At 72.4% G+C, this 20,648-nt stretch carries 14 protein-coding genes; 8 read left to right on the top strand and 6 right to left on the bottom strand.

All coding sequences use genetic code 11. The features are described 5' to 3' along the window. Positions 1-21 precede the first annotated feature (21 nt). Together ACFO3J_RS07470 and ACFO3J_RS07465 are read left to right on the top strand one after the other, a co-directional pair. Entirely contained in the window at positions 22-990 is a 969-nt protein-coding gene (locus tag ACFO3J_RS07470; RefSeq protein ID WP_386427356.1) for an aldo/keto reductase, read from the top strand. Positions 991-1,284: 294 nt separating this feature from the next. Next, entirely contained in the window at positions 1,285-3,096 is a 1,812-nt protein-coding gene (locus ACFO3J_RS07465) for a TIGR03767 family metallophosphoesterase (RefSeq protein ID WP_386427354.1), read from the top strand. A 34-nt stretch (positions 3,097-3,130) separates the two neighbouring features. Here ACFO3J_RS07465 and ACFO3J_RS07460 read toward each other — a convergent pair whose 3' ends face one another. Together ACFO3J_RS07460 and ACFO3J_RS07455 are read right to left on the bottom strand one after the other, a co-directional pair. Further along, positions 3,131-3,622 (bottom strand): hypothetical protein, encoded by a 492-nt coding sequence (locus tag ACFO3J_RS07460; protein ID WP_386427353.1) that lies wholly within the window; start codon positions 3,620-3,622, stop codon positions 3,131-3,133. A 267-nt stretch (positions 3,623-3,889) separates the two neighbouring features. After that, positions 3,890-7,012, bottom strand: a complete 3,123-nt coding sequence (locus ACFO3J_RS07455) for a GH92 family glycosyl hydrolase (RefSeq protein WP_386427351.1) — start codon at positions 7,010-7,012, stop codon at positions 3,890-3,892. A 358-nt stretch (positions 7,013-7,370) separates the two neighbouring features. On the opposite strand from ACFO3J_RS07455, the gene ACFO3J_RS07450 reads away from it, so the two are divergent. Continuing rightward, on the top strand, positions 7,371-8,162 hold the full coding sequence (locus ACFO3J_RS07450; protein WP_386427349.1) for a serine/threonine protein kinase: 792 nt from the start codon (positions 7,371-7,373) through the stop codon (positions 8,160-8,162). A gap of 3 nt (positions 8,163-8,165) precedes the next feature. Further along, a complete protein-coding gene (locus ACFO3J_RS07445) occupies positions 8,166-9,689 on the top strand; it encodes a protein kinase domain-containing protein (RefSeq protein WP_386427347.1) in 1,524 nt (507 codons plus the stop codon). 76 nt (positions 9,690-9,765) lie between these two features. On the opposite strand, the gene ACFO3J_RS07440 is transcribed toward ACFO3J_RS07445, so the two are convergent. Next, the gene (locus tag ACFO3J_RS07440; RefSeq protein WP_386427346.1) at positions 9,766-10,131 is read right to left on the bottom strand and encodes a hypothetical protein; all 366 of its coding nucleotides are present in this window, start codon (positions 10,129-10,131) and stop codon (positions 9,766-9,768) included. Between the two features lie 262 nt (positions 10,132-10,393). Here ACFO3J_RS07440 and ACFO3J_RS07435 point away from each other — a divergent pair, with 262 nt between their 5' ends. From ACFO3J_RS07435 to ACFO3J_RS07420, 4 genes are all read left to right on the top strand, one after another. Next, complete coding sequence (locus ACFO3J_RS07435; protein WP_386427344.1) at positions 10,394-10,603, top strand: CsbD family protein; 210 nt, start codon at positions 10,394-10,396, stop codon at positions 10,601-10,603. A 157-nt stretch (positions 10,604-10,760) separates the two neighbouring features. Then, positions 10,761-12,173 (top strand): glucose-6-phosphate dehydrogenase, encoded by a 1,413-nt coding sequence (locus tag ACFO3J_RS07430; protein WP_386427342.1) that lies wholly within the window; start codon positions 10,761-10,763, stop codon positions 12,171-12,173. Between the two features lie 114 nt (positions 12,174-12,287). Further along, the gene (gene rpmG / locus ACFO3J_RS07425; protein WP_386427340.1) at positions 12,288-12,452 is read left to right on the top strand and encodes a 50S ribosomal protein L33; all 165 of its coding nucleotides are present in this window, start codon (positions 12,288-12,290) and stop codon (positions 12,450-12,452) included. A 62-nt stretch (positions 12,453-12,514) separates the two neighbouring features. Continuing rightward, positions 12,515-12,769: a type B 50S ribosomal protein L31 gene (locus ACFO3J_RS07420; protein WP_386427338.1), complete on the top strand. Its 255-nt coding sequence runs from the start codon at positions 12,515-12,517 to the stop codon at positions 12,767-12,769. Positions 12,770-12,889: 120 nt separating this feature from the next. Here the strand turns inward: ACFO3J_RS07420 and ACFO3J_RS07415 are convergent, their stop codons facing one another. From ACFO3J_RS07415 to ACFO3J_RS07405, 3 genes are all read right to left on the bottom strand, one after another. Continuing rightward, entirely contained in the window at positions 12,890-14,851 is a 1,962-nt protein-coding gene (locus tag ACFO3J_RS07415; RefSeq protein ID WP_386427336.1) for an N-acetylmuramoyl-L-alanine amidase, read from the bottom strand. A gap of 125 nt (positions 14,852-14,976) precedes the next feature. Beyond that, positions 14,977-16,881, bottom strand: coding sequence for a transketolase (locus ACFO3J_RS07410; RefSeq protein ID WP_386427334.1), 1,905 nt, complete (start codon positions 16,879-16,881; stop codon positions 14,977-14,979). A 260-nt stretch (positions 16,882-17,141) separates the two neighbouring features. Next, positions 17,142-20,606, bottom strand: a complete 3,465-nt coding sequence (locus tag ACFO3J_RS07405; RefSeq protein ID WP_386427333.1) for a discoidin domain-containing protein — start codon at positions 20,604-20,606, stop codon at positions 17,142-17,144. Between the last annotated feature and the right edge of the window lie 42 nt (positions 20,607-20,648).

Genomic DNA, 20,648 nt, shown 5'->3' with positions numbered 1-20,648 from the left:
CATCACCGCAGGGAGCCGCCCGTGTCCAGCCCAACGCCCGCCGCGCCCGCCGCCCACCGGATCGGATTCGGCCTGGCCGCCGTCGGCCGGCCCGGCTATCTCAACCTGGGCCGCGACCACGACCTGCCGGAGCGCGGGGTGGACGCGATGCGCCGGCGGGCGCACGAACTGCTCGACCACGCCTACGCCGCGGGTGTCCGCCACTTCGACACCGCCCGGTCGTACGGCCGCGCCGAGGAGTTCCTCGCCGAGTGGCTGAACGCTCCCGGGGAGCGCTCCGGACTTCTGATCTCCAGCAAATGGGGCTACACCTATACGGCCGACTGGCAGGTCCACGCCGAGGCCCATGAGGTCAAGGACCACAGTGTGGCCACCTACGACCGGCAGATCGCCGAGACCCGGAGCCTGCTCGGCGACCACCTCGACATCTATCAGGTGCACTCCATCACCCCCGACAGCCCGGCCCTGACCGACACCGTGCTGCACGGCCGGCTCGCCGCGCTGGCCGCCGAGGGCGTCACGGTCGGGCTGTCCACGAGCGGGCCCGCGCAGGGCGAGGCGATCCGGGCCGCGCTGGCCGTCACCGTCGACGGCGAGCCGCTCTTCCGCAGTGTCCAGTCCACCTGGAACCCGCTGGAGCCCTCGGTCGGCCCCGCCCTGGCCGAGGCGCACGGCTCCGGCCGCAAGGTGATCGTCAAGGAGGCCCTGGCCAACGGGCGGCTGGCGGTGGGCGACGCCCGCCTGGACCGGGTGCTCGGCCCGCTGTCCGCGAGCACCGGCGTCCCGTACGACGCGCTCGCCCTGGCCGCGGCCCTGCACCAGCCGTGGGTCGACTCGGTGCTGTCCGGCGCCGCGACGACCGCCCAGCTCACCTCCAATCTCCGTGCCGAGAGCGTCCGCCTCGATCCGGCCCAGCTCGCCGCCCTCGCCGAACTGGCAGAATCCCCGGCCGCGTACTGGACCCACCGCTCCCAACTCCCGTGGACGTAAAGCGTTATTGATCTCTCTACGCCGTCGGGAATGGGCAGAGCCTCACATGCGGTAAATCTCGCCGCCGGAACCCGGCCGGTGCGGCAGTCGTAAAAAAAATGGCGGCCGTCTTGGCGGCAGTCGTCAGAGAAGTCCTCTCTTCGCGCGTCCGCGCTGTGTGGACGATTGATGGGCCTTCCACGTTCCGGCGTCGTTCATATCCAGGCCATAACGACCACCGAGCCTCATGAACAGGTAATTCCTATTCAGCGCTGTGGCGCCGCCGACCAGGCGGCACGACACCGGAGGACGTTCATGGCCGGGAACCGGTCCGCCTTCAACCGCCGTCATTTCCTGCTCACTTCCGGCGCGGTCGCGGCGGGAACCGGTGCCGCCTGGTGGCTGCTGCCGCAGCAGCGCTCCAGCAGCGCCGCCGCCCCGCCGGTCCGCCCGGCCGCACCCGCGACGCCGGCCGCACCGGCCGGCCCGGCCGGGCCCTACGGGGTGACGACGCTGGACATGACGGCCCGGATCGGCGGCGCGGGCGACGGATACCGGCGGATCGGGCCGGGACCCGGCTGGCCGGTGGTCGTGCGGTCCGAATTCGCCGAAGCGGGCGCGGGACGGGCCGACCGGCGTACGCCGCTGGCCTGCTTCGTCCAGTTCACCGATCTGCACCTGGCCGACGCGCAGAACCCGCTGCGGACGGAATTCCTGCGGGTCGGGTCGCTCGGCTCGTGGCGGACGCAGGAGGCGCTGTCGGTGACCGGCGCGGTCGCACTGGTGAAACAGGCCAACGCGCTCGGCGGCGGCCCGCACACCGGCAGGCCGCCGGCTTTCGTGATCTCCACCGGTGACAACGTCGACAACAATTCGGCGGTCGAACTGGACTGGTATCTGACCGCGATGAGCGGTGGGTCGATCACTCCGAACACCGGCGACCCCCAGGCGTTCGAGGGCGCCATGAGCTCCGGGCTGCCGCTGTTCTGGCAGCCGGACGACGCGCTGCGCGACGTGGACAAGCTGCGCGGGCTGCCCCGGATCCCCGGCTTCCTGGACGCGGTGACACGTCCGGTCACCAGCCCCGGCCTGGACATCCCCTGGTACTCGACGCCTGGCAACCACGACGCGCTGCCCGGCGGATGCCTGGCGCCGGAGGACGAGCAGCTGAGGGACATCGTCACCGGGTCCAGGAAGCTGCTGACCGTGCCGGCCGCCGACGTGGCCGCCTATGTCCGGGTGCTCAACAGCGGCGACGACCCCAAGAGCGCCGTGCTGAAGGACATCCTGCGGCGCAACGCGGCCGGGGCGCGGACGGTGACTCCCGATCCGCGGCGCCGGATGTTCTCACCGCACGAGTATCTGGCCGCCCACCTCGACCCGGCGTACGCGGGCGCCGGCCCGGCCGGGCACGGCTACACCGAGGACCATCTGAACGACGACCGGATGTACTACGCCTTCCAGGTGGCCGAGGGGGTGGTCGGCATCAGCATCGACACCACCTACCGCAGCGGCCACTTCCAGGGCTCGCTGGGCAGCGAGCAGCTGGACTGGCTGGAGCGGACGCTGACCGCCCACAGCTCGCTCCACTACGACGCGGACGGCCGGCCGGTGCGCAACGCGGGCGCCGACGACGCGCACCTCCTGGTGTTCAGCCACCACCACAGCCCGAGCATGACCCGGCGCCCCGACGCGGGCCGCCCGGAGGAGCAGCGGCACGACGGCGAGGAGGTGATCGCGCTGCTGAGCCGGTTCCCGAACGTGGTGGCGTGGATCAACGGGCACAGCCACATCAACCGGATCACCCCGCACCCGCACGCCACCGCGAGCCGGTCCTTCTGGGAGGTCAACACCGCCTCGCACGTGGACTACCCGCAGCACGCGCGGCTGATCGAGCTGACCGACAACCGCGACGGCACGCTGTCGCTGTTCGCCACGCTGATCGAATCCGCGGCGCCGTACCGCACGGACTTCGGCGATCTGTCGGACGACGGGCTCGCGTCGATCTACCGGGAGCTGGCGTACAACGCGCCGGGCCTCGCGCGGACGATGACCGACGGCGTCAAGGAGAGCGCGGCGGGCACGAAGGCGGACCGGAACGTCGAACTGCTGGTGCGGCGGGCCTGACCGGACAGCGGCGCCGCGTCGGGCCGGACGCGGCTCAGTGGGCGAGCAGCTTGACGACGATGATGCCGGCGCCGACGCCGATGTTGATCAGCCCCGCGACGGTGGAGGCGGCGGCTCCCGCTCCCATCCGCAGGCCGGAGTAGTACGACCAGCCGAACAACGACAGGGCGTCCAGGGCGGCCGACACATACAGGGCCGTCGACAGGAAGAGCAGCCCCAGGGCCGAGACCGCGATCATCACCAGCGGGCTGATCGCCGAGTTCAGCAGCGGTGAGGTGACGTAGAGCATCCGGCGCAGTTCCGCCTTGCCGGCCAGCCGGCCGTGGGCCGCCCGGTGGGCCTGTTCCTCGGCCACCAGGCCGGTGAGCCAGACCCCGACCGCGGTCGCCAGTACGGAAATCGCCGCCTCCAGCCGCGTCACGTCCTCCTCGGCGAGGGCGACCACGACGGCGAGCATGGTCAGGGTCGCGTAGATCCGCTCGCGCACCCAGCCGGCGTCGACCTCCCGCCCCAGAGCGGTCCGCATCGGCTCGCTCGCCGAGGATTCGGCGGATCCGGGATCTCCCGGCGTTCCTCGCGCTCCCGGTGTTCCGGGCCGGCCGGGCTCTCCGTGGGCCTCGGGGGTCCTGGGCGGCTCCCCTTCGTCACCGTCGGTCATGCCACGAACCCTAGGGCTCCCCGGTCCGCGCCCCCCTTCGGCGCGTCCGGCGCGCCCACGACGACTTTCCCGCCGTCCGCCGGCGCGGAAAGGGGGCGCCGGGTGCCGTGCGGCACCCGGCGCCCCCCGGAGCTGTCAGTCGCCCGGGCAGAGGTGCAGGGCGAGGACGTTGTCACCGGTGACGGTGACATGGACCCGGCCGATGGTCCCGGTGTCGCCGCTGTTGGCGAGACGGAAGTCCGTACCGGCGTTCTCGCCGTTGTGGAAGGCGGCGTCGTCCACGGTGAACGTCGCGGTCCTCCAGGTGTCGGTGCCGGTCTTGGCGACCGACGGGGTCTGCTGGTAGGCGCCGTTGACGGAGTCGTACTGCATGCTCCAGCCGCCGGTGCCGTGGTCGTAGTAGTCGATGGTCACGGTCGCCCGGTAGTGGCCGCCGGGCACGATGGTGTTGTCGATGTCGAAGTACTCGAAGGGCGATCCCGGTGTGGTGGACCGCCCGGTGCGGTCGCCGAGGGTGACCGGGGTGGTGTGGCCGTCGCCGTTGTCGCGCAGCCGCATCCCGCACGGGGTGTCGGTGGCGCCGAGCGTGTCGCAGGCGGTCGCGGCGCCGTCGGCGGCCGGCACGGTCACCACCATGGCCCCGCCCGGCAGCGTCGTCCCGCCGGCGCTGCGGAAGGCGACCTTCACTGGGTGGTAGCCCGAGGGCGTGCCCGGCGCCACCGCGACCGTCACCGGCACGTGGGCGGAGGCGGCGCGGCTGAGGTCCAGCGTGCCGGACGACGGGGTCACCGTCACGCCGGCCACATCGGAACTCGCCGTCCAGCGGACCTTTCCGGCGTGCCCGGCGAGGGTGGACGCGCCCACCGTGGCCGGCAGGCTGCCGCCGCCGGGGGTCACCTGGGTGCCGGTCGGGGTGAGGTAGCCGATCGCCGGCAGTTCGTCGGAGCGGTAGGACGGGGGCGCCGCCTCGGCGCCGGTGGCCCAGTGGGTGTCGGGCCGGGCGGACAGACCGAAGTCCAGCGATCCGCCCCGGCTGGCGAAGGAGGCGGGCAGCGCGGTGGACTCGTAGGAGCGGCCGTCCAGCCGCAGCCCGGTGACGTACGGGGCGTCGTCAGCGGCGCGGGGCGCGTCGACGGTGATCTTCCGGCCGGTGCCGAGGCTGATCACGGCCCGCTTGACCAGGGGGCTGTTGAGCGCCAGCGTCGGGGTGCCCGGGGTGGCGGGCATCATGCCGAGCGCGGCCCACACGTATTCGGAGGACAGGGCGCCGTTGTCGTCGTTGCCGGGCAGGCCGTCCGGCGCCGTGGTGAAGAGCTCGGTCTCGAAGCGCCGGGTGACCTCCTGGGTCTTCCACGGCTGGCCGACGTAGTCGTACGCCCAGGGCGCGGTGGTGTCGATCTCGTTGCCGGCCCAGTCGTAGGGGGCGTTGCCGCCCGCGTTGAGCTGGCTGAAGAAGTCGTCCAGCCGCGGCACGACCTTGTCCTTGCCGCCCATCGCGGCGATCAGGCCGGCCATGTCCTGCTGCACCGACCAGTTGTACTGGGCCGCGTTGCCCTCGTCGTAGCCGTCCTGGCCGAAGGCTCCGGCGGGCGGCGTCTGGAAGCCGGGGCCGGCCGGGAAGGCGCCGTTGTCGTCGCGCGGGCGCAGATAGCCGGTGCTCGGGTCGTAGATGTTCTGCCAGTTGTTGCCGCGCCGGGCGTACTCGGCCTCCGTCCGGTGGTCGCCGACGGAGGCGGCGAGCCGGGAGATGGCGAAGTCGTCGGTGGACCACTCCAGCGTCTCCGAGGCGCCCTGCAGGCCGTGGTCCCCCTGCGAGGTGGCGTCGTTGGGCGCGTAGCCGAGCCGGACGTAGTCCTCGACACCGGGCCGCTCGGTCCAGCCCCAGCCGACGCTCTGCGACTGGGTGGCGCCCTTCTTCATGATGGGCAGCGCGTCCCGCACGTCCACGCCCTGCGCTCCGAAGGCGACGTACTGGGCGAACAGCGGGACGCCGTTGTCGCCGTTCATCACATTGCCGGTCATGTTCTGCGACGGCCACTTCGGCCACCAGCCGCCCTGCTGCTGGGCGTCGCGCAGCAGCGAGTTGGCCATGTCGCCGGCCTGCTTCGGGAAGATCATGGTCTGCAGCGGTGCCAGCGAGCGGTAGATGTCCCAGTCGGAGAAGGTCGCGTACTGGGTATGTCCGGCGGGCACCTGGTGGATCACGTTGTCGAAGCCGATGTAGCGGCCGTCCACGTCGTTGAAGACGCTCGGCGACTGGAAGGACCGGTACAGCGAGGTGTAGAAGGTGGTCAGCTCGGCGGGCGTGGCGCCGCCGACGTCGACCTTGCGCAGCACCTTCCGCCAGGCGTCCCGGGTGCCGGCCTGCACCTGCCCGACGTTCCAGCCGGGTATCTCGGCTGCCATGTTCGCCGCGGCGCCGGCCGTGCTCACGTACGACATGCCGACCTTGGCGGTGACCGAGGTGTCGGTGGCGGTGTCGAAGGTCAGATAGGCGCCCGAGCCGGCTCCGGTCGCGCTGGACGCGCCGGGTGTGACGGCGCCGCCCTGCCAGGTGCCGTGCGCGGTGAAGGGCCGGTCGAAGGTGATGTCGAAGTACATGGTGTACGAGCTGTTGTTGCACAGCCCGTGCGGCGTGGTGGTGCCGGCCAGTTCGTGGTCGTTGACCACGCGCACATCGGCGGCCAGGTCGCCGCCGAGGCTGGTGCCGGACTTGACCAGGACCTGCGCCTGGCTGCCGGCCGGGTAGCGGAAGGAGGCGATCCCGGTCCGGGTGGTGGCCCCCAGGTCGACCTGCACGCCGGAGTCGGCCAGCTTGACGTCGTAGGAGCCGGGCCCCGCCTGCTCGTCGTCGTGCGAGAAGTGCTCACTGCGCGCGGCCGGGTTGTCCCCCACCGCGCCGGTGACCGGCAGGATCGGGATGTCGCCGAAGGACGAGCAGCCGCCGGAGAAGTGGTCCAGGCTGAAGCCCCGGATGGTGTTGTCGGCGTACGAGTAGCCGGTGGGGCCCGACTGCGTGTCGGGGCTGAACTGCATCATCCCGAAGGGAGCGGTCACCCCGGGGAAGGTGTTCTCCCAGTCGACGCCCTTCTGTGTGCCGATCATCGTATTGACGTAGTCCGTCGGATCGGAGACCAGCGCGACCTGCCCCGATCGCGACGGCGTGCCGGCGATCGCCGAGGGTGCGGCCGCCACGCAGGCCGCCAGCGCCGCCGCCACGATTCCGAACGTGCTCCATCTGCCGCTTCGTCGTTGCACCTTGGACCTTCCCTCTTGCCGCCGCGTCGCCCTCCGGACCGGCTCGCAGTTGTCGATTAAGTCGCTTGACATCGTTGTCACGGGCGCGTCGGCAGTCTGATCCAGGGCTGACCGCCCGTCAAGAACCTCACGGCCGGGACGAGCTGGTCCCTACGGGCGGAGAGGTATCCCGTCCGACCGGCCGGAGCACGCCGCCGGTGCCCCGCGGCCGGGCGCCGCCCCGCTGACCAGGGACGCTTCGTCCATGTGGGTGAGCTGTTCTCGGCCATATCCGGCCGGACCCGCAACCCGGCCCCGGGGTGGCTCGTCTCCCAGGAAGCAACAAGTGTGACCCGCGTGACAGAACGGGGACTGGGTCATGGACACGGTGATCGTGCAGCTGCCCGACGAACGCCGGCCGCCGGACGGCGAACCGGCCGGCCGGCCGCGGCTGCTGAAGCTGGGCCCCGGCGAGACCGCGCGGTTCGGACGGGGAGCGCCGGGAAGCCCCGTGCCGGTCCGGTTGAGGGACCCCGGGGTGTCGCGGTGCGCGGGGCAGATCACGGCCGCCGAGGACTACTGGCGGCTGTCCAACTACAGCCGCACCGCCACCTATGTGGTGGAGAATCTGGAGGGCGCCGGCGAGCACATCAAGGTGGCTCCCGGGCGCCTGGGCGCGCCCGTCCCCTTCGAGTTCTCCCGGGTGCTGCTGCCCTCGCACGGCGCGGACGTGGGCTTCAAGGTGTTCGCCCCGCAGCACGCCTATCAGGACGACGACCCCGGGACCGGCGGCGAGGGGGGCGAGCGGACGACGACCCCCTTCGCCCTCGATCCGACCGCCAAGTACTTCCTGGTCCTGCTCGCCCTGTGCGAACCGCGGCTGCGCAACGCCTCGACCGGCGCGGTGCCGGGCGTCGGGGACCTGCTGGAGCGGCTGCGCCCGCTGGACTCCTGCCGCGGCCTGACCCGATCCGCCGTCAATTACCACATCGACTATCTCGCCTCGGTGAAACTCCGGCTGCTCGACGGCGCGGCCGGGTGGGACGAGGAGGGCCTGCCCGGCGGCAAGCGCGAGGAGCTCGTCGCCTTCGCGCTGCGCTTCGACCTGGTCAGGGAGGAGCACCTGAGCATGCTGCCCCGCAGAGCGCGGCCCGCCGGCCGGGAGCACTGAGCCGTGGTGCCGCCTGGTCCCGGCCGGCCGCCGCTCGACGTCCCGGCCGGCTATCGCGTCGGCGACTGGACGGTCACCGGGCTGATCGGCTCGGGCAGTTGGGGCAGTGTCTACGCGGCGGAGGGTGCGGAGGGCCGGCCGGCCGCGCTGAAGTTCCTGGGTGTCGGGCCGCTGGCCCCCGGCCACCGGGCGTCGGTGGAGGAACGGGTCCGCCAGGAGGTGCGGTTCAGCCTCGCCGCCCGTCACCCGCACCTGATCCGTACGCACGCGGCCCTGACCGTGGCCGACCCCGGCCGGCCCGATCTGGACGGCTGCGTGGTGCTGGTCATGGACCGCGCCCGGTGCAGCGTCCAGGACGTGCTCGCCGAGGCCGCGCCCGGCCGCGTCCCGGACGCGGTCCGCATTCTCCGGGGCGCCGCCGAGGGCCTGGCCGAGCTGCACGCGGCGGGCTGGGTGCACGGCGACCTCAAGCCCGCCAACATCCTGCTCGGTGAGCGCGGCGAGGTATGGCTCGGGGACTTCGGCCTGGCCGCCGAGCTGGACGGCACCCACGCCTATGTCCCGCCGATGGGCACGCTGGACCACCTGCCGCCCGAATGGTGGTCGGAGCGCACCGGCAGCCGGGGCACGGCGGTCCGGCCCAGCGCGGACGTCTGGGCCTTCGGCGTGGTGGCCCACCAGGTGCTCAGCGGCGGACTGCATCCCTTCCCCGGCGCCGGTGCGCGCGCCCGCGCCCTGGCGGCGCAGTCCTACGCCCGCGGCGGAGCGCCGCTGCGGCTGGACGCGGCGCTCCCGGACGGCTGGCGCCGGCTGATCGGGGAGTGCCTGGCCCCGGATCACGCCGCGCGGGCCGGGCTGACCGCCGCGCATGTGTCCAGCCGGGTGGCCGAGCTGGCCGGCCAGCGGTGGGGGGCCGGCCGGCGCCGGCGCGTCCTGCTGCCGTCCGCGCTGGGCGGCGCGGTGCTCGCCACCGCGATCGGCACCGGTCTGCTGCTGGCGCGTGACAGCGGTCCGCCCCCGCCCGCGGCCCGTCCGTCGACCGTGGCCCGGATCATCACCGCCCGTGACACGCTCCCCGCCCGCTCCGACATCCCCGGCGCGCTGCGCCCCTACATCGAGGAGAGCGCGCGGCGCTGCGTCCAGCCGGAGGTGACCCCCGCGCTGATGGCCGCCGTGCTCAAGGCGGAGAGCGGCTTCGACATCCACGCCCGCAGCCCCGCCACCGACGAGTACGGCATCGCCATGTGGACGCCCAGGGTCTTCACCGCCTGGGCGGTGGACGGCGATCTGAACGGCACCAAGGACTACATGTCGGCCCCCGACGCCATCGCCACCATGGGTGTCTATCTGTGCTGGGCCGACGAGCAGCTCAAACTGCAGGGTGTGCGCGACGACCTGCCCGCGCTGCTCGCCGCGTCGTACCGCACCAGCGTGCGCACCGTGCTGGACGCCGGCGGCGTACCGGAGCGGGTCCGGCCGCATGTGGACCAGGTCCGCCGCTATCTGACGCAGTACTCCCGGGCGTAGGCGGCGCCCGGGGGCCGGGCACGGCCGAGGCCCCGGAGGCGGCGCCTCCGGGGCCTCGCCGTACCGCCCCCGCCGGTTACGGCCTGTCGAGGGTGATCGAGTTGATCGGTGTGAGGTCCGCTCCGGTGTACGCGTAGGCGTTCAGCTGGTAGCCGCAGCCGGCGCCGTCGTAGCCGGTGCACAGGTGGGCGGTCGCGCCGTCCGACTGGTTGTTGAAGACGATGTGCGTCCCGACCTGGTTGCTCAGGTTGTGGGCGCCGTAGCTGTAGTAGACGTTCGACGGGTGGCCGCCGTTCCAGCCCGCGTCCTGCGGGTAGACGCACACCGCCCCGTACGGGCATCCCTGGTAGGTGCCCGCCGCCTGCGCGCCGGTCGCGCCGATGGACGTCACCGCGCCGGCCGCGAGCGCGAGTGCCGCGATGCCCTGAATGATCCTTCGCATGACTTTTCCCTCCGTCTGGACCGTGTTGACCGGTCATCAGTACCGTAGGGACGGAAGGTCCCCCCGCGGTCCTGACGGATGCCAGGGCTCCTGGCGGGCCGCCGGGCCCGGTCGCGGACCCCCGCCTGGTCGCGGCGCCGCCGTGCTCCACGCCGCGGGCGCGTGGGCGGCACCACTCGGCCGGCCCCGCTCCCCGGGCGCCCCGGCCGGAGCGGTCCTACGGTGCAGGGGTAGGCCCCCACCCACAACCCCGGGAGTTCCCATGGGCGACGACGGCGCGATGGACAAGATCAAGGGCAAGGCAAGGGAAATGAAGGGCAAGGCGACCGGCGACCGCAGCGAGCAGGCCAAGGGCAAGGGAGAGCAGATGAAGGGGGGCGCCAAGGAGGCCATGGGCGACATGCGGGACAAGGACGACAACGCCATGGAGTCGGTCCGGCGCGACGACAACCGCGACGACAACCGCGAGTGACGTCCCGCCGCACCTCGGGCCTCGGCCGCTTGCCGGCAGGGGCCCGTCCGTACACCCGGCGGCCGGCGGCGCCTACCCCCTGTACGGGTGAACGCACGCTCCGCCGCCGGCGGCGGCCCCGGCCCCCGGGCGGCCACGACCGAAAGGCACAGCGCGGATGAACGAGCGGGCAGGGCAGGCAGCGGACGCACTGGTGGTCTTCGGGATCACCGGTGACCTGGCGCGCAAGATGACGCTCCGCTCGCTCTACCTCCTGGAGGCGGCGGGCCGGCTGGACTGCCCGGTCATCGGAGTGGCGCGCGAGGACTGGTCCCCGGCCGACCTGAAGCACGCGATCGGGGCCGCGGCCCGGTCCGACGGCGGTGAGGTGGACAGCGCGGCGCTGGGCCGTCTGGAGCGGCGGTTCAGCTATCTGCAGGGGGATTTCGGCGCGCCGTCCACGTATCAGGCGCTGGCCGAGCGGATGAGGGACTCGTCCCGGCCGCTGTTCTACCTGGAGATCCCGCCCTCCCTCTTCTCCGGCATGGTCACCGCGCTGGGGCACGCCGGACTCACCGCGAACAGCCGGGTCCTGATCGAGAAGCCCTTCGGCCACGACCTGGCCTCGGCCCGCGCCCTCAACCAGGAACTGCACCAGGTCCTCAACGAGGACCAGATTCTGCGGATCGATCACTTCCTGGGCAAGCAGCCGGTGCTGGACATCACCACGCTGCGCTTCGCCAACACCCTGCTGGAGCCGGTGTGGAACCGCGACCACGTCGCCGCGGTGCAGATCACCCTGGCGGAGAACTTCGGGGTGGAGGACCGCGGCAGCTTCTACGACAACGTCGGGGCGCTGCGCGATGTCGTGCAGAACCACTTGTTGCAGGTACTCGCGCTGATCGCCATGGAAGCGCCGGCCGACATGGGCCACAACGCGCTGTGGGACCAGCGGGCCACCGTCTTCCGGGCCGTCCCGGACATCGATCCGGTCCAGTGTGTGCGGGGCCAGTACCACGGTTACGACAAGGTGGCCGGCGTCCGGCCCGGCTCGGAGACCGAGACCTATGTGGCGCTGCGCCTGGAGGTGGACAGCCCCCGCTGGAGCGGGGTGCCGTTCTTCATCCGGGCCGGGAAGGCCCTGGCCACCCTGTCCACCGAGGTCAAGGTGATCTTCAAGCAGCGGCCCGCGGCGGCGGTCGTGGGCCGCAACCACCCGGCGCCGAATCTGGCCGTCCTGCGGATCGACCCCGATCCGGGGCTGCGGCTGACCCTGCTCTCCCGGGGCGCGGACGGGACGGGAACGCACGAGGTCCACCTCGACCTGCCCTTCACCACCGAGCTCGGCAGACCGCCCACCCCGTATGAGCGGCTGCTGCACGACGCGCTGACCGGTGACCGCTCGCTGTTCACCCGCGAGGACGCCGTCGAGGAGACCTGGCGCATCCTGCAGCCCCTGCTCGACCGGCCGCCGGCCGTGCTGACCTATCCCCAGGGCTCCTGGGGACCGGCGGCGGCGGACGACCTCCTGCGGGGTCATCTGCCCTGGCTGCCGCCCTGGCGGTCGACGCCGGACGGCACCGCCCGCTGATCCCCGGCGGGCGGGGAATGCGGGGTGCGGGTGACGCGTTACAGCAGGCGAACCGAAAACGAGAACCGTTCCACTGGGAAAGCCGAGTGGGACCCGAAGGAAGGGGGGCAGGACATGGCCCGCAGTGAACTGCGACCGATCGTCAAGCTGCGCTCTTCGGCGGGGACGGGATACGCGTACGTCACCCGCAAGAGCCGCCGTAACGACCCCGACCGCCTGCAGCTGACGAAGTACGACCCGGTCGCCCGCAAGCATGTGCTCTTCCGCGAAGAGCGCTGAGCAGGGCGCCGAGCGCAACGCATGACGTCACACCGCGTCTCAGCAGAGAGCGAGGGCACTCCGTGAAGAACACCATCCACCCCGATTACCATCCTGTCGTCTTCCGCGACAAGGCCGCCGGAATGAGCTTCCTCAGCCGCTCGACCGCCACCGGCAACGGCACGGTCGTGTGGGAGGACGGAGCCACGTACCCGGTCGTGGACGTGGAGATCTCCTCGGCGAGCCACCCCTTCTACACCGGTAACGCCCGCGTCATGGACACCGCCGGCCGTGTCGAGCGGTTCAACCGCCGCTACGGCGGCGGCAGCGAGTCCTGACCGCAGCGACCGAAGACGCCCGCCCCCCGACGATCTGGTCGGGGGGCGGGCGTCTGTCGTACGCGGGTCCGTTGTGCGGGGGTCTGTGGTACGCGGGTCCGCAGCGGGTCCGCCCGGCGGTCAGTGCCCCGGCCGGCCCCGGCCCCCGTGGGCGCCGGCGGTGCGCGCCGTGACGTCCGAGGCGCTGACCAGCACCACCCGGTGGTTGAACTGGACGGTGCGGAGCCGCCCGGCACCGACGACGCGCCGGTCGCCGGCCACGAAGAAGTCGTCGGCGGGGACCGGGGGGCGGGTGGAGACATAGGCCTGGCCCGCCGGGATCGAGTAGACGGTCAGCGGCGCCTCGGCGGAGGGCGACAGCCCCGCCGGATACTCCGACGGGGACGGGTAACCCTCGCCGTAGACGGGCACCGGACCGGCGCCCGCCCCGGTGATGATCTTCACACCGCGGGCCGGGGTGGTGTTCCGGCCGCCGGGGTTGAGGATCCACGCCTTCCGGCCGCCGAACCAGATCGCGGTCCAGTCACCGCTGCGGCCGGCCACCACGAACTGCTGGCCGTCGGAGACGGTGTTCCCCCAGTCGTGGATCGAGTCGGATCCGGCCGGCCCTCCCGGGTGGATCGCCGGGTCCGCGACCAGCGGCGCGGTCGCGCTCGGGGCGGTGCGCGCGTACAGGAAGCCGGAGGCTTCGGTCCGCTCGCCGCAGGCGGTGGTGGCACCGGTCGGGTCGTCCGCCGGGCAGACGCCGACCGTCTGCCGATTGGTACCGAAGCCGGGTGTGATCGTCACCGCCGAGCCGACCGGTCCGACGCCCGGCCGGCCGGCGTCGGTGGGGGCGCCGAGCAGCCGCATGAAGGCGGACCAGTCCCAGTACGGCCCCGGGTCCCAGTGCATGCCGGCCACATCGCCGTCGACCGGTCCGGGGACGTTGTCATGGCCGATGATGTGCTCGCGGTCGAGCGGGACGCCGTACCGCTCGGCCAGGTATCTCACCAGGGCGGCGGTGTCCTCGTACTGCTCCTGGGTGTACCAGGTGGCGCCGTGGGCGGCGAAGCCCTCGTGCTCGATGCCGATCGAGTGCATGTTGAACCAGTAGTTGCCCGCGTGGAACGCGAGGTCCTTGTCCGCCACCATCTGGGTCACCGCGCCGTCCGAGGCCCGCATGACGTAGTGGGCCGCGCTGCCGTTCCCGGGGGTCGCGAAGGCGTTGACAGCCGACTCGTACGACGACTCGGTGTCGTGGATGACGATGTAGGCCACCTTCATGCCGTCGGCCGGCCGGTCGGCGACCTGGTAGTTGGACGCCGCCGCGGGGACGAACCGGCAGTCCAGACCGGCCGGGCACTCGGCCGCCGGGTCCGCGGTCGCCCTCAGCCGCAGCAGGGACAGCTGACCGGTGGCGGGCCGCAGGGCCGGCGCCGCGGCCAGTTCGACCCGCTGTCCCTCGGGGGTGGTCAGCCGGGCCCCGGTCCTCATCCGGGCGAAGACATGGTCGGCGAACGCGCCGGCCGCCTTCCGGTCGGGGGAGCCGCTGTAGCGGGCGACCGCGCCGTACCAGTCCGCCGCTTCCGCCGACGCGCCGCCGGTCAGCGCCTTCTGGTACGAGGCGAGCAGCGCCGCCCCGCCGCGGATGTTGTCCGCGGCGCTGTCGCGCAGCCGGCCGGCCGAGGCGCCGGCCAGCTTCGCCGCGACCGGCAGCGTGTGCAGGGCCGGATCGGCGGCGAGCGCCCCGAGGCCGGCCCGGCCGGCCGCGCCGGCTCCCCCGGCGGAGACCATCCGCGCCGACACCTCGGTGAGGTTCATCGGTCCGTAGCCACCACCGGTGTTGTACGCGCCCGGGTGGGCGGCCCACCGGGATTCCTGGTACGCCACACCGAGCAGCACCGACCGGGGTACGTGGAACTCCGCCGCCGCGGCGGTGAAATCGGCCTGCTCGACGGTCGGGCCGGTAGCCGTGCCGGCGCCGGTGGTCAGGGGGATACGCGGCTGGGCCGCGGCCGGCGGCAGCACGAGGCAGCCCACCGCCACGGCGCCCGCGGCGGCGACGGCGGGCAGCAGGCGCCGGGGCGGTGTCTTCCGCACGATTCCCCTCCAGGTCGGTACCGCCGGCGAGGGGGCGATGCCCCTGGGCCGGTCCGGGCGGTTCTGCTCCGTGCGGGGGTGCGCGTGCCGTGTGCCGGCGCCCCCGCACGGTTCCGGACGGAAGGTCAGTCCCGGGCGAGGAGGGAGCGGGCGGCCGCCTCGATGTGCTCGGCGTCGATGCCGGCCGCGGCCAGCAGCTCGTCCGGGGTGCCGGAACCGGGCAGTTCCCGGACCGACAGGTGGGCCAGCCGCAGCACCTGGTTGTCGCGCGTCCCCACCAGCGCGTCCACGACGGCCGAGCCGAGACCGCCCTCCGGGTGGTGGTCCTCGGCGATCACGATGCGGCCGGCGGTCACCGCGGCGGCGGCGGTGAGCACCCCGACGTCCACCGGCTTGACCGAGTACAGGTCGATCACCCGGGCGTGGATACCGGTCGCGGCCAGCTCGTCCGCTGCGGTGAGGCACTGGTGCAGCGTCACTCCGGCGCCGATGAGCGTCACGGCGTCGTCCGGGCTCGACCGCAGCACCTTGGCGCCACCGATCGGGAAGCTCTCGTCGCCGCCGTAGAGCACCGGGTAGGAGCCGCGGGTGGTGCGCATGTAGCTGACGCCGGGGGTCTGCGCCATGCCCTGGACCAGTGCCGCCGCGCTGGTGGCGTCGGACGGGTAGAGCACGGTCGATCCCTGTACGGCGCGCATCATCGCCAGGTCTTCCAGCGCCATCTGGGAGGGGCCGTCCGCGCCGATCTCCACACCGGCGTGTGAACCGACCAGGCGGATGTCGGCCTGCGAGATGGCCGACATCCGGATGAAGTCGTATGCCCGGGAGAAGAAGGCGGCGAAGGTGGACACGAAGGGGATGTAGCCGCGCACACCGAGCCCGACGGCCGCGGCCACCATCTGCTGCTCGGCGATGAACATCTCGAAGTAGCGGTTGGGATGGGCCTTGGCGAACTCGTCGGCGTGGGTGGAGTTGCTGACCTCGCCGTCGAGGGCCACCACCTCGGGGATGCCCGAGCCGACCGCCACGAGGGCGTCGCCGTAGGCCTTGCGGGTGGCCACGGCCTCGCCGATCGAGTAGCGCGGCAGCGTGATCCGGGCGTTCGACGCGCCGCTCCGCCCGATCTTGGGCTCGCCCGCGGCGGGGAGCGGGCCGCGGACCGTCAGATCGGTGCCGCCGCCCAGTTCGACGATGGCCCGCTCGGCCATGTCCTGGGGCAGAGCCTTGCCGTGCCAGCCCTCGCGGTCCTCGATCTCGGAGAAGCCGCGGCCCTTGATGGTGCGGGCCAGGATCACGGTGGGGCGGTCGCCGTCGCCCTGGGCCGCGGCGGTCAGCGCCTCGTCGATCTCCTGGACGTCGTGCCCGTCGACGGTGAGCACCCGGGCGCCGAACGCCGCCGCGCGGGCGGCGTAGGTGTCCAGGTCCCAGCCGTGCTCGGTCGGGCCGCGCTGGCCCAGCCGGTTGACGTCCACGATGGCGATCAGATTGGACAGCTTGTAGTACGACGCCTTGTCCAGCGCCTCCCAGATGGAGCCCTCGGCCATCTCGCTGTCGCCGCACAGCACCCAGACCCGGTACGGCAGCTCGTCGAGGTACTTGCCGGCCAGCGCCACGCCGACCCCGTCCGGCAGGCCCTGGCCGAGCGAGCCGGTGGCCACGTCGACCCACGGCAGTACGGGGGTGGGGTGGCCCTGGAGCCGCGAGCCGAACTGCCGGTAGCCGGTCATCAGCTCCTTGTCGGTGATCGCGCCCACCGCCTTGAAGACCGAGTACAGCAGCGGCGAGGCGTGCCCCTTGGAGAAGATCAGGTGGTCGTTGCCCGCGGTCCCCGGCTCGTCCCAGTCGTACCGCAGGTGCCGGGAGACCAGGACGGCGAGCACGTCCGCGGCGGACATGCTGGACGTGGGGTGCCCGGAGCCCGCGCTGGTGCTGGACCGGATGGAGTCGATCCGCAGCTGGTCGCCCAGCTGGGCGGCGGTGGCGAGGTCGATCGTGGAGTGCGGCTGGTGGTTGCTGTCCGGGCTGCCCACGGCGGTCACCTTTCCTCTGCGGGGTGGGGTGGGATCGGGGGATCGTCTGTGCGGCGGTGCTGGGCTCGCCCCTGATCTTCGCTCCCGGCCCCCGGATGGCACGCGAGCATCGCGGGCGGTGTCGTACCTTTCGTCCGTTCGCGCGATATTCCGACCGGCCGACGCGACGGACCTGCGACAGCCGTACGACGGACGCCGCCGGGCCGCGTGTGCGCGGCCCGGCGGCGTCCCGGTGGGCAGGTCGGTCGGTCAGCGGCTCCTTACCGCTGTGCGTTGGCGGTGACGGTGGTGCTCAGATTCAGGCTGCCCGTCAGCGGCAGGTTGCGGGAGGAGTCGCCGACCAGGATCTGGTACGTGCCGGCGGCCGCCACCCAGTTGCCGGCGGTGGTGCTCCAGGACGCCAGGTCGTGGCTGGAGACCGTGAAGCTCACCGTCCCGGAGGCGCCCGGATTGAGCGAGATGCGCTTGAATCCCTTCAGCTGGTGGGGCGGCTCCCCCGCCGTGCCGGGATCACCGATGTAGAGCTGGGCCACATCGGCGCCGGCCCGGCTGCCGGTGTTGGTGACCGTGGCGGTGACGGTGGCCTGACCGTTGGCCAGTGCCCCCACCTGCAAGTTGCTGTAGGCGAAGGTGGTGTAGGACAGGCCGAAGCCGAACGGGAAGAGCGGTGCGACGTTCTTGGCGTCGTACCAGCGGTAGCCCACGTCGAGACCCTCCGAGTAGTTCACCACGCCGTTCGCGCCGGGCCACTGGGCGGTGGTGGAGGCCGGGACCTGGGACAGCGAGGTCGGGAAGGTGACCGGCAGGTGCCCGGACGGGTTCACATCGCCGAACAGCAGCGCGGCGATCGCCTCGCCCCATTCCTGGCCGTCGTAGAAGCCCTCGAACACACCCGCGACCTGGTTGAGCCAGGGCATCATGACCGCGGCGTTGTTGTTGAGCACCACGATCGTGCGGGGGTTGGCCGCGGCCACCGCCGCGATGAGCGCGTCCTGGTTGTTCGGCAGGTTGATCGAGGCGTTGTCCGCCTCCTCGTGGCCGTAGTTGTCGCTGGCGAAGACGACCGCCACCCCGGAGGACTTGGCCAGCGCGGCCGCCGCGGCCGGGTCGGAGCCGTCGTTGTAGGTGACCGAGGTGCCGGTGCCGGCCAGCCGGTTCTGGATGCCGATGATCGGTGTGTACGTACCGGTGCTGGTGACGGTCCCGCTGCCGCCGCCGATGGTCTGGGCGCCGGGGCCCGCGTCCACGCCGATCACCGCGACCGACGAGAGGCTGGCGGTGTTCAGCGGCAGGACGCCGTTGTTCTTGAGCAGTACGGTGCCCTCCTCGTCACCCTGGAGCGCGACCTTGGCGTGGTCGGGGGCGGCGACGATGGCGGTGTTGGAGCCTGAGGGCGCCTTGTCGAACATCCCGAAGCGGAACATCTGGGTGAGCACCCGCGAGACCATCGTGTCCAGGGTGGCCTGGCTGACCTGGCCGGCCTGGACCGCCTGGATGAGGTAGTCGGCGTAGTAGTAGCCGCCCGGCATCTCCACGGTCAGGCCGGCGTTCGCCGAGTCGACGGTGGAGTGGATGGCCCCCCAGTCGGAGGTGACGAAGCCGGTGAAGCCCGCCTGCTGGTAGAGGCCCTGGTTGAGGATCTCCGGATTCTGGCAGGACGGGATGTTGTTGACGTTGCTGTACGCGCACATGACCGCGGCCGCGCCGCCCTGCTTGATCGAGGTCTGGAAGGCCGGCAGGTAGATCTCCTGCAAGGTGCGCGGGTCGACCGCCACCGTGCCGGCCGGCTGCTCGATGTTGTAGGCGGCGGCGTGCTTGACCTCGGCCATCACGCCCTGGCTCTGGATGCCCTGGACATCGGCCGCGCCCATCTGGCCCGACAGGTAGGGGTCTTCGCCGAAGGTCTCGTAGGCACGGCCCCAGCGCGGGTCGCGCACGATGTTGACCGTCGGGCCGAGGGCCACGTTCACGCCCTTGCCGGCGAACTCCTGGCCGACCGAGGAGCCGTACTGCTGCTCGTAGGCGGTGTCGAAGGTCGCCGCGGAGACCAGCCCTGACGGCATCTGCGTCACCCCGCCGAGCCCGTCGCCGACCCCGGCCGGACCGTCCTCGAAGTTGACGTCGGGGATGCACAGCGAGGGGATGCCGTAGATCTTGCCGATGTAGTCGGGGGCGTCGGTGCCGTGCAGCATGGAGACCTTCTGGGCCAGTGTCATCTGCCCCATCAGCTGGGCGACCCGGGTGGGGGTGGCCGTGGTGGAGTTGATCCACGGGCAGTTGCCGGGCGCCGGGTGCGAGGGCGGCGGCGGGATGGTCGCGGTGACGCCGCCGACCGTGTAGACCTGGAACTCCCACAGCGCGTAGCCGTAGCCGGTGGCGCGGGTGGTGCCGTACATCCGGATGTAGCGGCCGGTGCCGGACACGTTCAGCGTCTGCTTCCCGCCGGTGCCGGTGGTGGTCGAGTAGATCGGGCTCCAGGTCGTGCCGTTGTCCGAGACCTGGATCTGGAAGGCGGAGGCGTAGGCGTTCTCCCACTGGAGCACCACCTGGCAGACCGGCAGGCTGGCGCCGAGGTCGACCTGGAACCACTGCGGGTCGGTGTACGCGCTGGCCCACCGCGTCACGGTGCTGCCGTCCACGCCGTAGGGGGCGGCGTATCCGAGGTTGCCGTCCTGGACGGAGGACGCGGTGGCCGGGTGGCCGAGCGCCGCGTTGGCCGTACCGCAGTTGCCGCCGGTACCGCCGCCCGTGCCGCCTCCGCTACCGCCACCGGTGCCGCCGCCCGTGCTGCCGCTGCCGCCGGTGTGGACCTGGAACTCCCACAGGGAGTAGCCGTAGCCGGTGGCCCGCGCGGTGCCGTACACCCGGACGTAGCGGCCGGTGCCGGAGACGTTCAGCGTCTGCGTCCCGCCCGTCCCGGTGGTCGTCGTGTAGACGGGGCTCCAGGTGGTGCCGTTGTCCGAGACCTGGATCTGGAAGGCGGTCGCGTACGCGGCCTCCCACTGGAGCCCGACCTGGCAGATCGGCACGCTGGACCCCAGGTCGACCTGGAGCCACTGCGGGTCGGCGACCGCGCTGGACCAGCGGGTGGCGGCGCTGCCGTCGACGGCCGCCGAGGCGGGGGTCCCGGCGTTCTCGGTGGAGGAGGCGGTGGCGGGCTGGTCGAGCGCCGCGTTCGCCGCGTTGCAGGTGGCGCCGCTGCCGCCACCCGTGGTGCCGTAGACCTGGAACTCCCACAGGGAGTAGCCGTAGCCAGTGGCCCGCGCGGTGCCGTAGACGCGCACATAGCGGCCGGTGCCGGAGACGTTCAGCGTCTGCGTCCCGCCCGTCCCGGTGGTCGTCGTGTAGACCGGGGTCCAGGTGGCGGCGTCGTTGGAGACCTGGATCTGGAAGCCGGTCGCGTAGGCGGCCTCCCACTGGAGGACGACCTGGGTGATCGACGCGGAGGCGCCGAGGTCGACCTGGAGCCACTGCGGGTCTGCCGCCGCGCTGGACCAGCGGGTGGCGGCATTGCCGTCGACGGCCGCCGAGGCGGGGGTCCCGGCGTTCTCGGTGGAGGAGGCGGTGGCCGCCTTGCCCTGGGACAGCAGGGTGGCGCCCGCGGCGTGCGTGGGTCCCGCGCCGCAGAACAGCGCGGCGAGCAGGGCCAGGACGGCGGCGCCGGCCAGGGCTATGGAATGCGGACTTCGGGCCCTGCGAATCGTCGTTCGATGGCTGAGGGACATGACTCTCTCTCACGGTGGGGGGTGTGACGACGAGAACGGTCG

Source organism: Streptomyces polygonati, from assembly GCF_042650325.1.
Taxonomy (GTDB): domain Bacteria; phylum Actinomycetota; class Actinomycetes; order Streptomycetales; family Streptomycetaceae; genus Actinacidiphila; species Actinacidiphila polygonati.
This window is presented reverse-complemented; position numbering and strand designations above follow the sequence as displayed.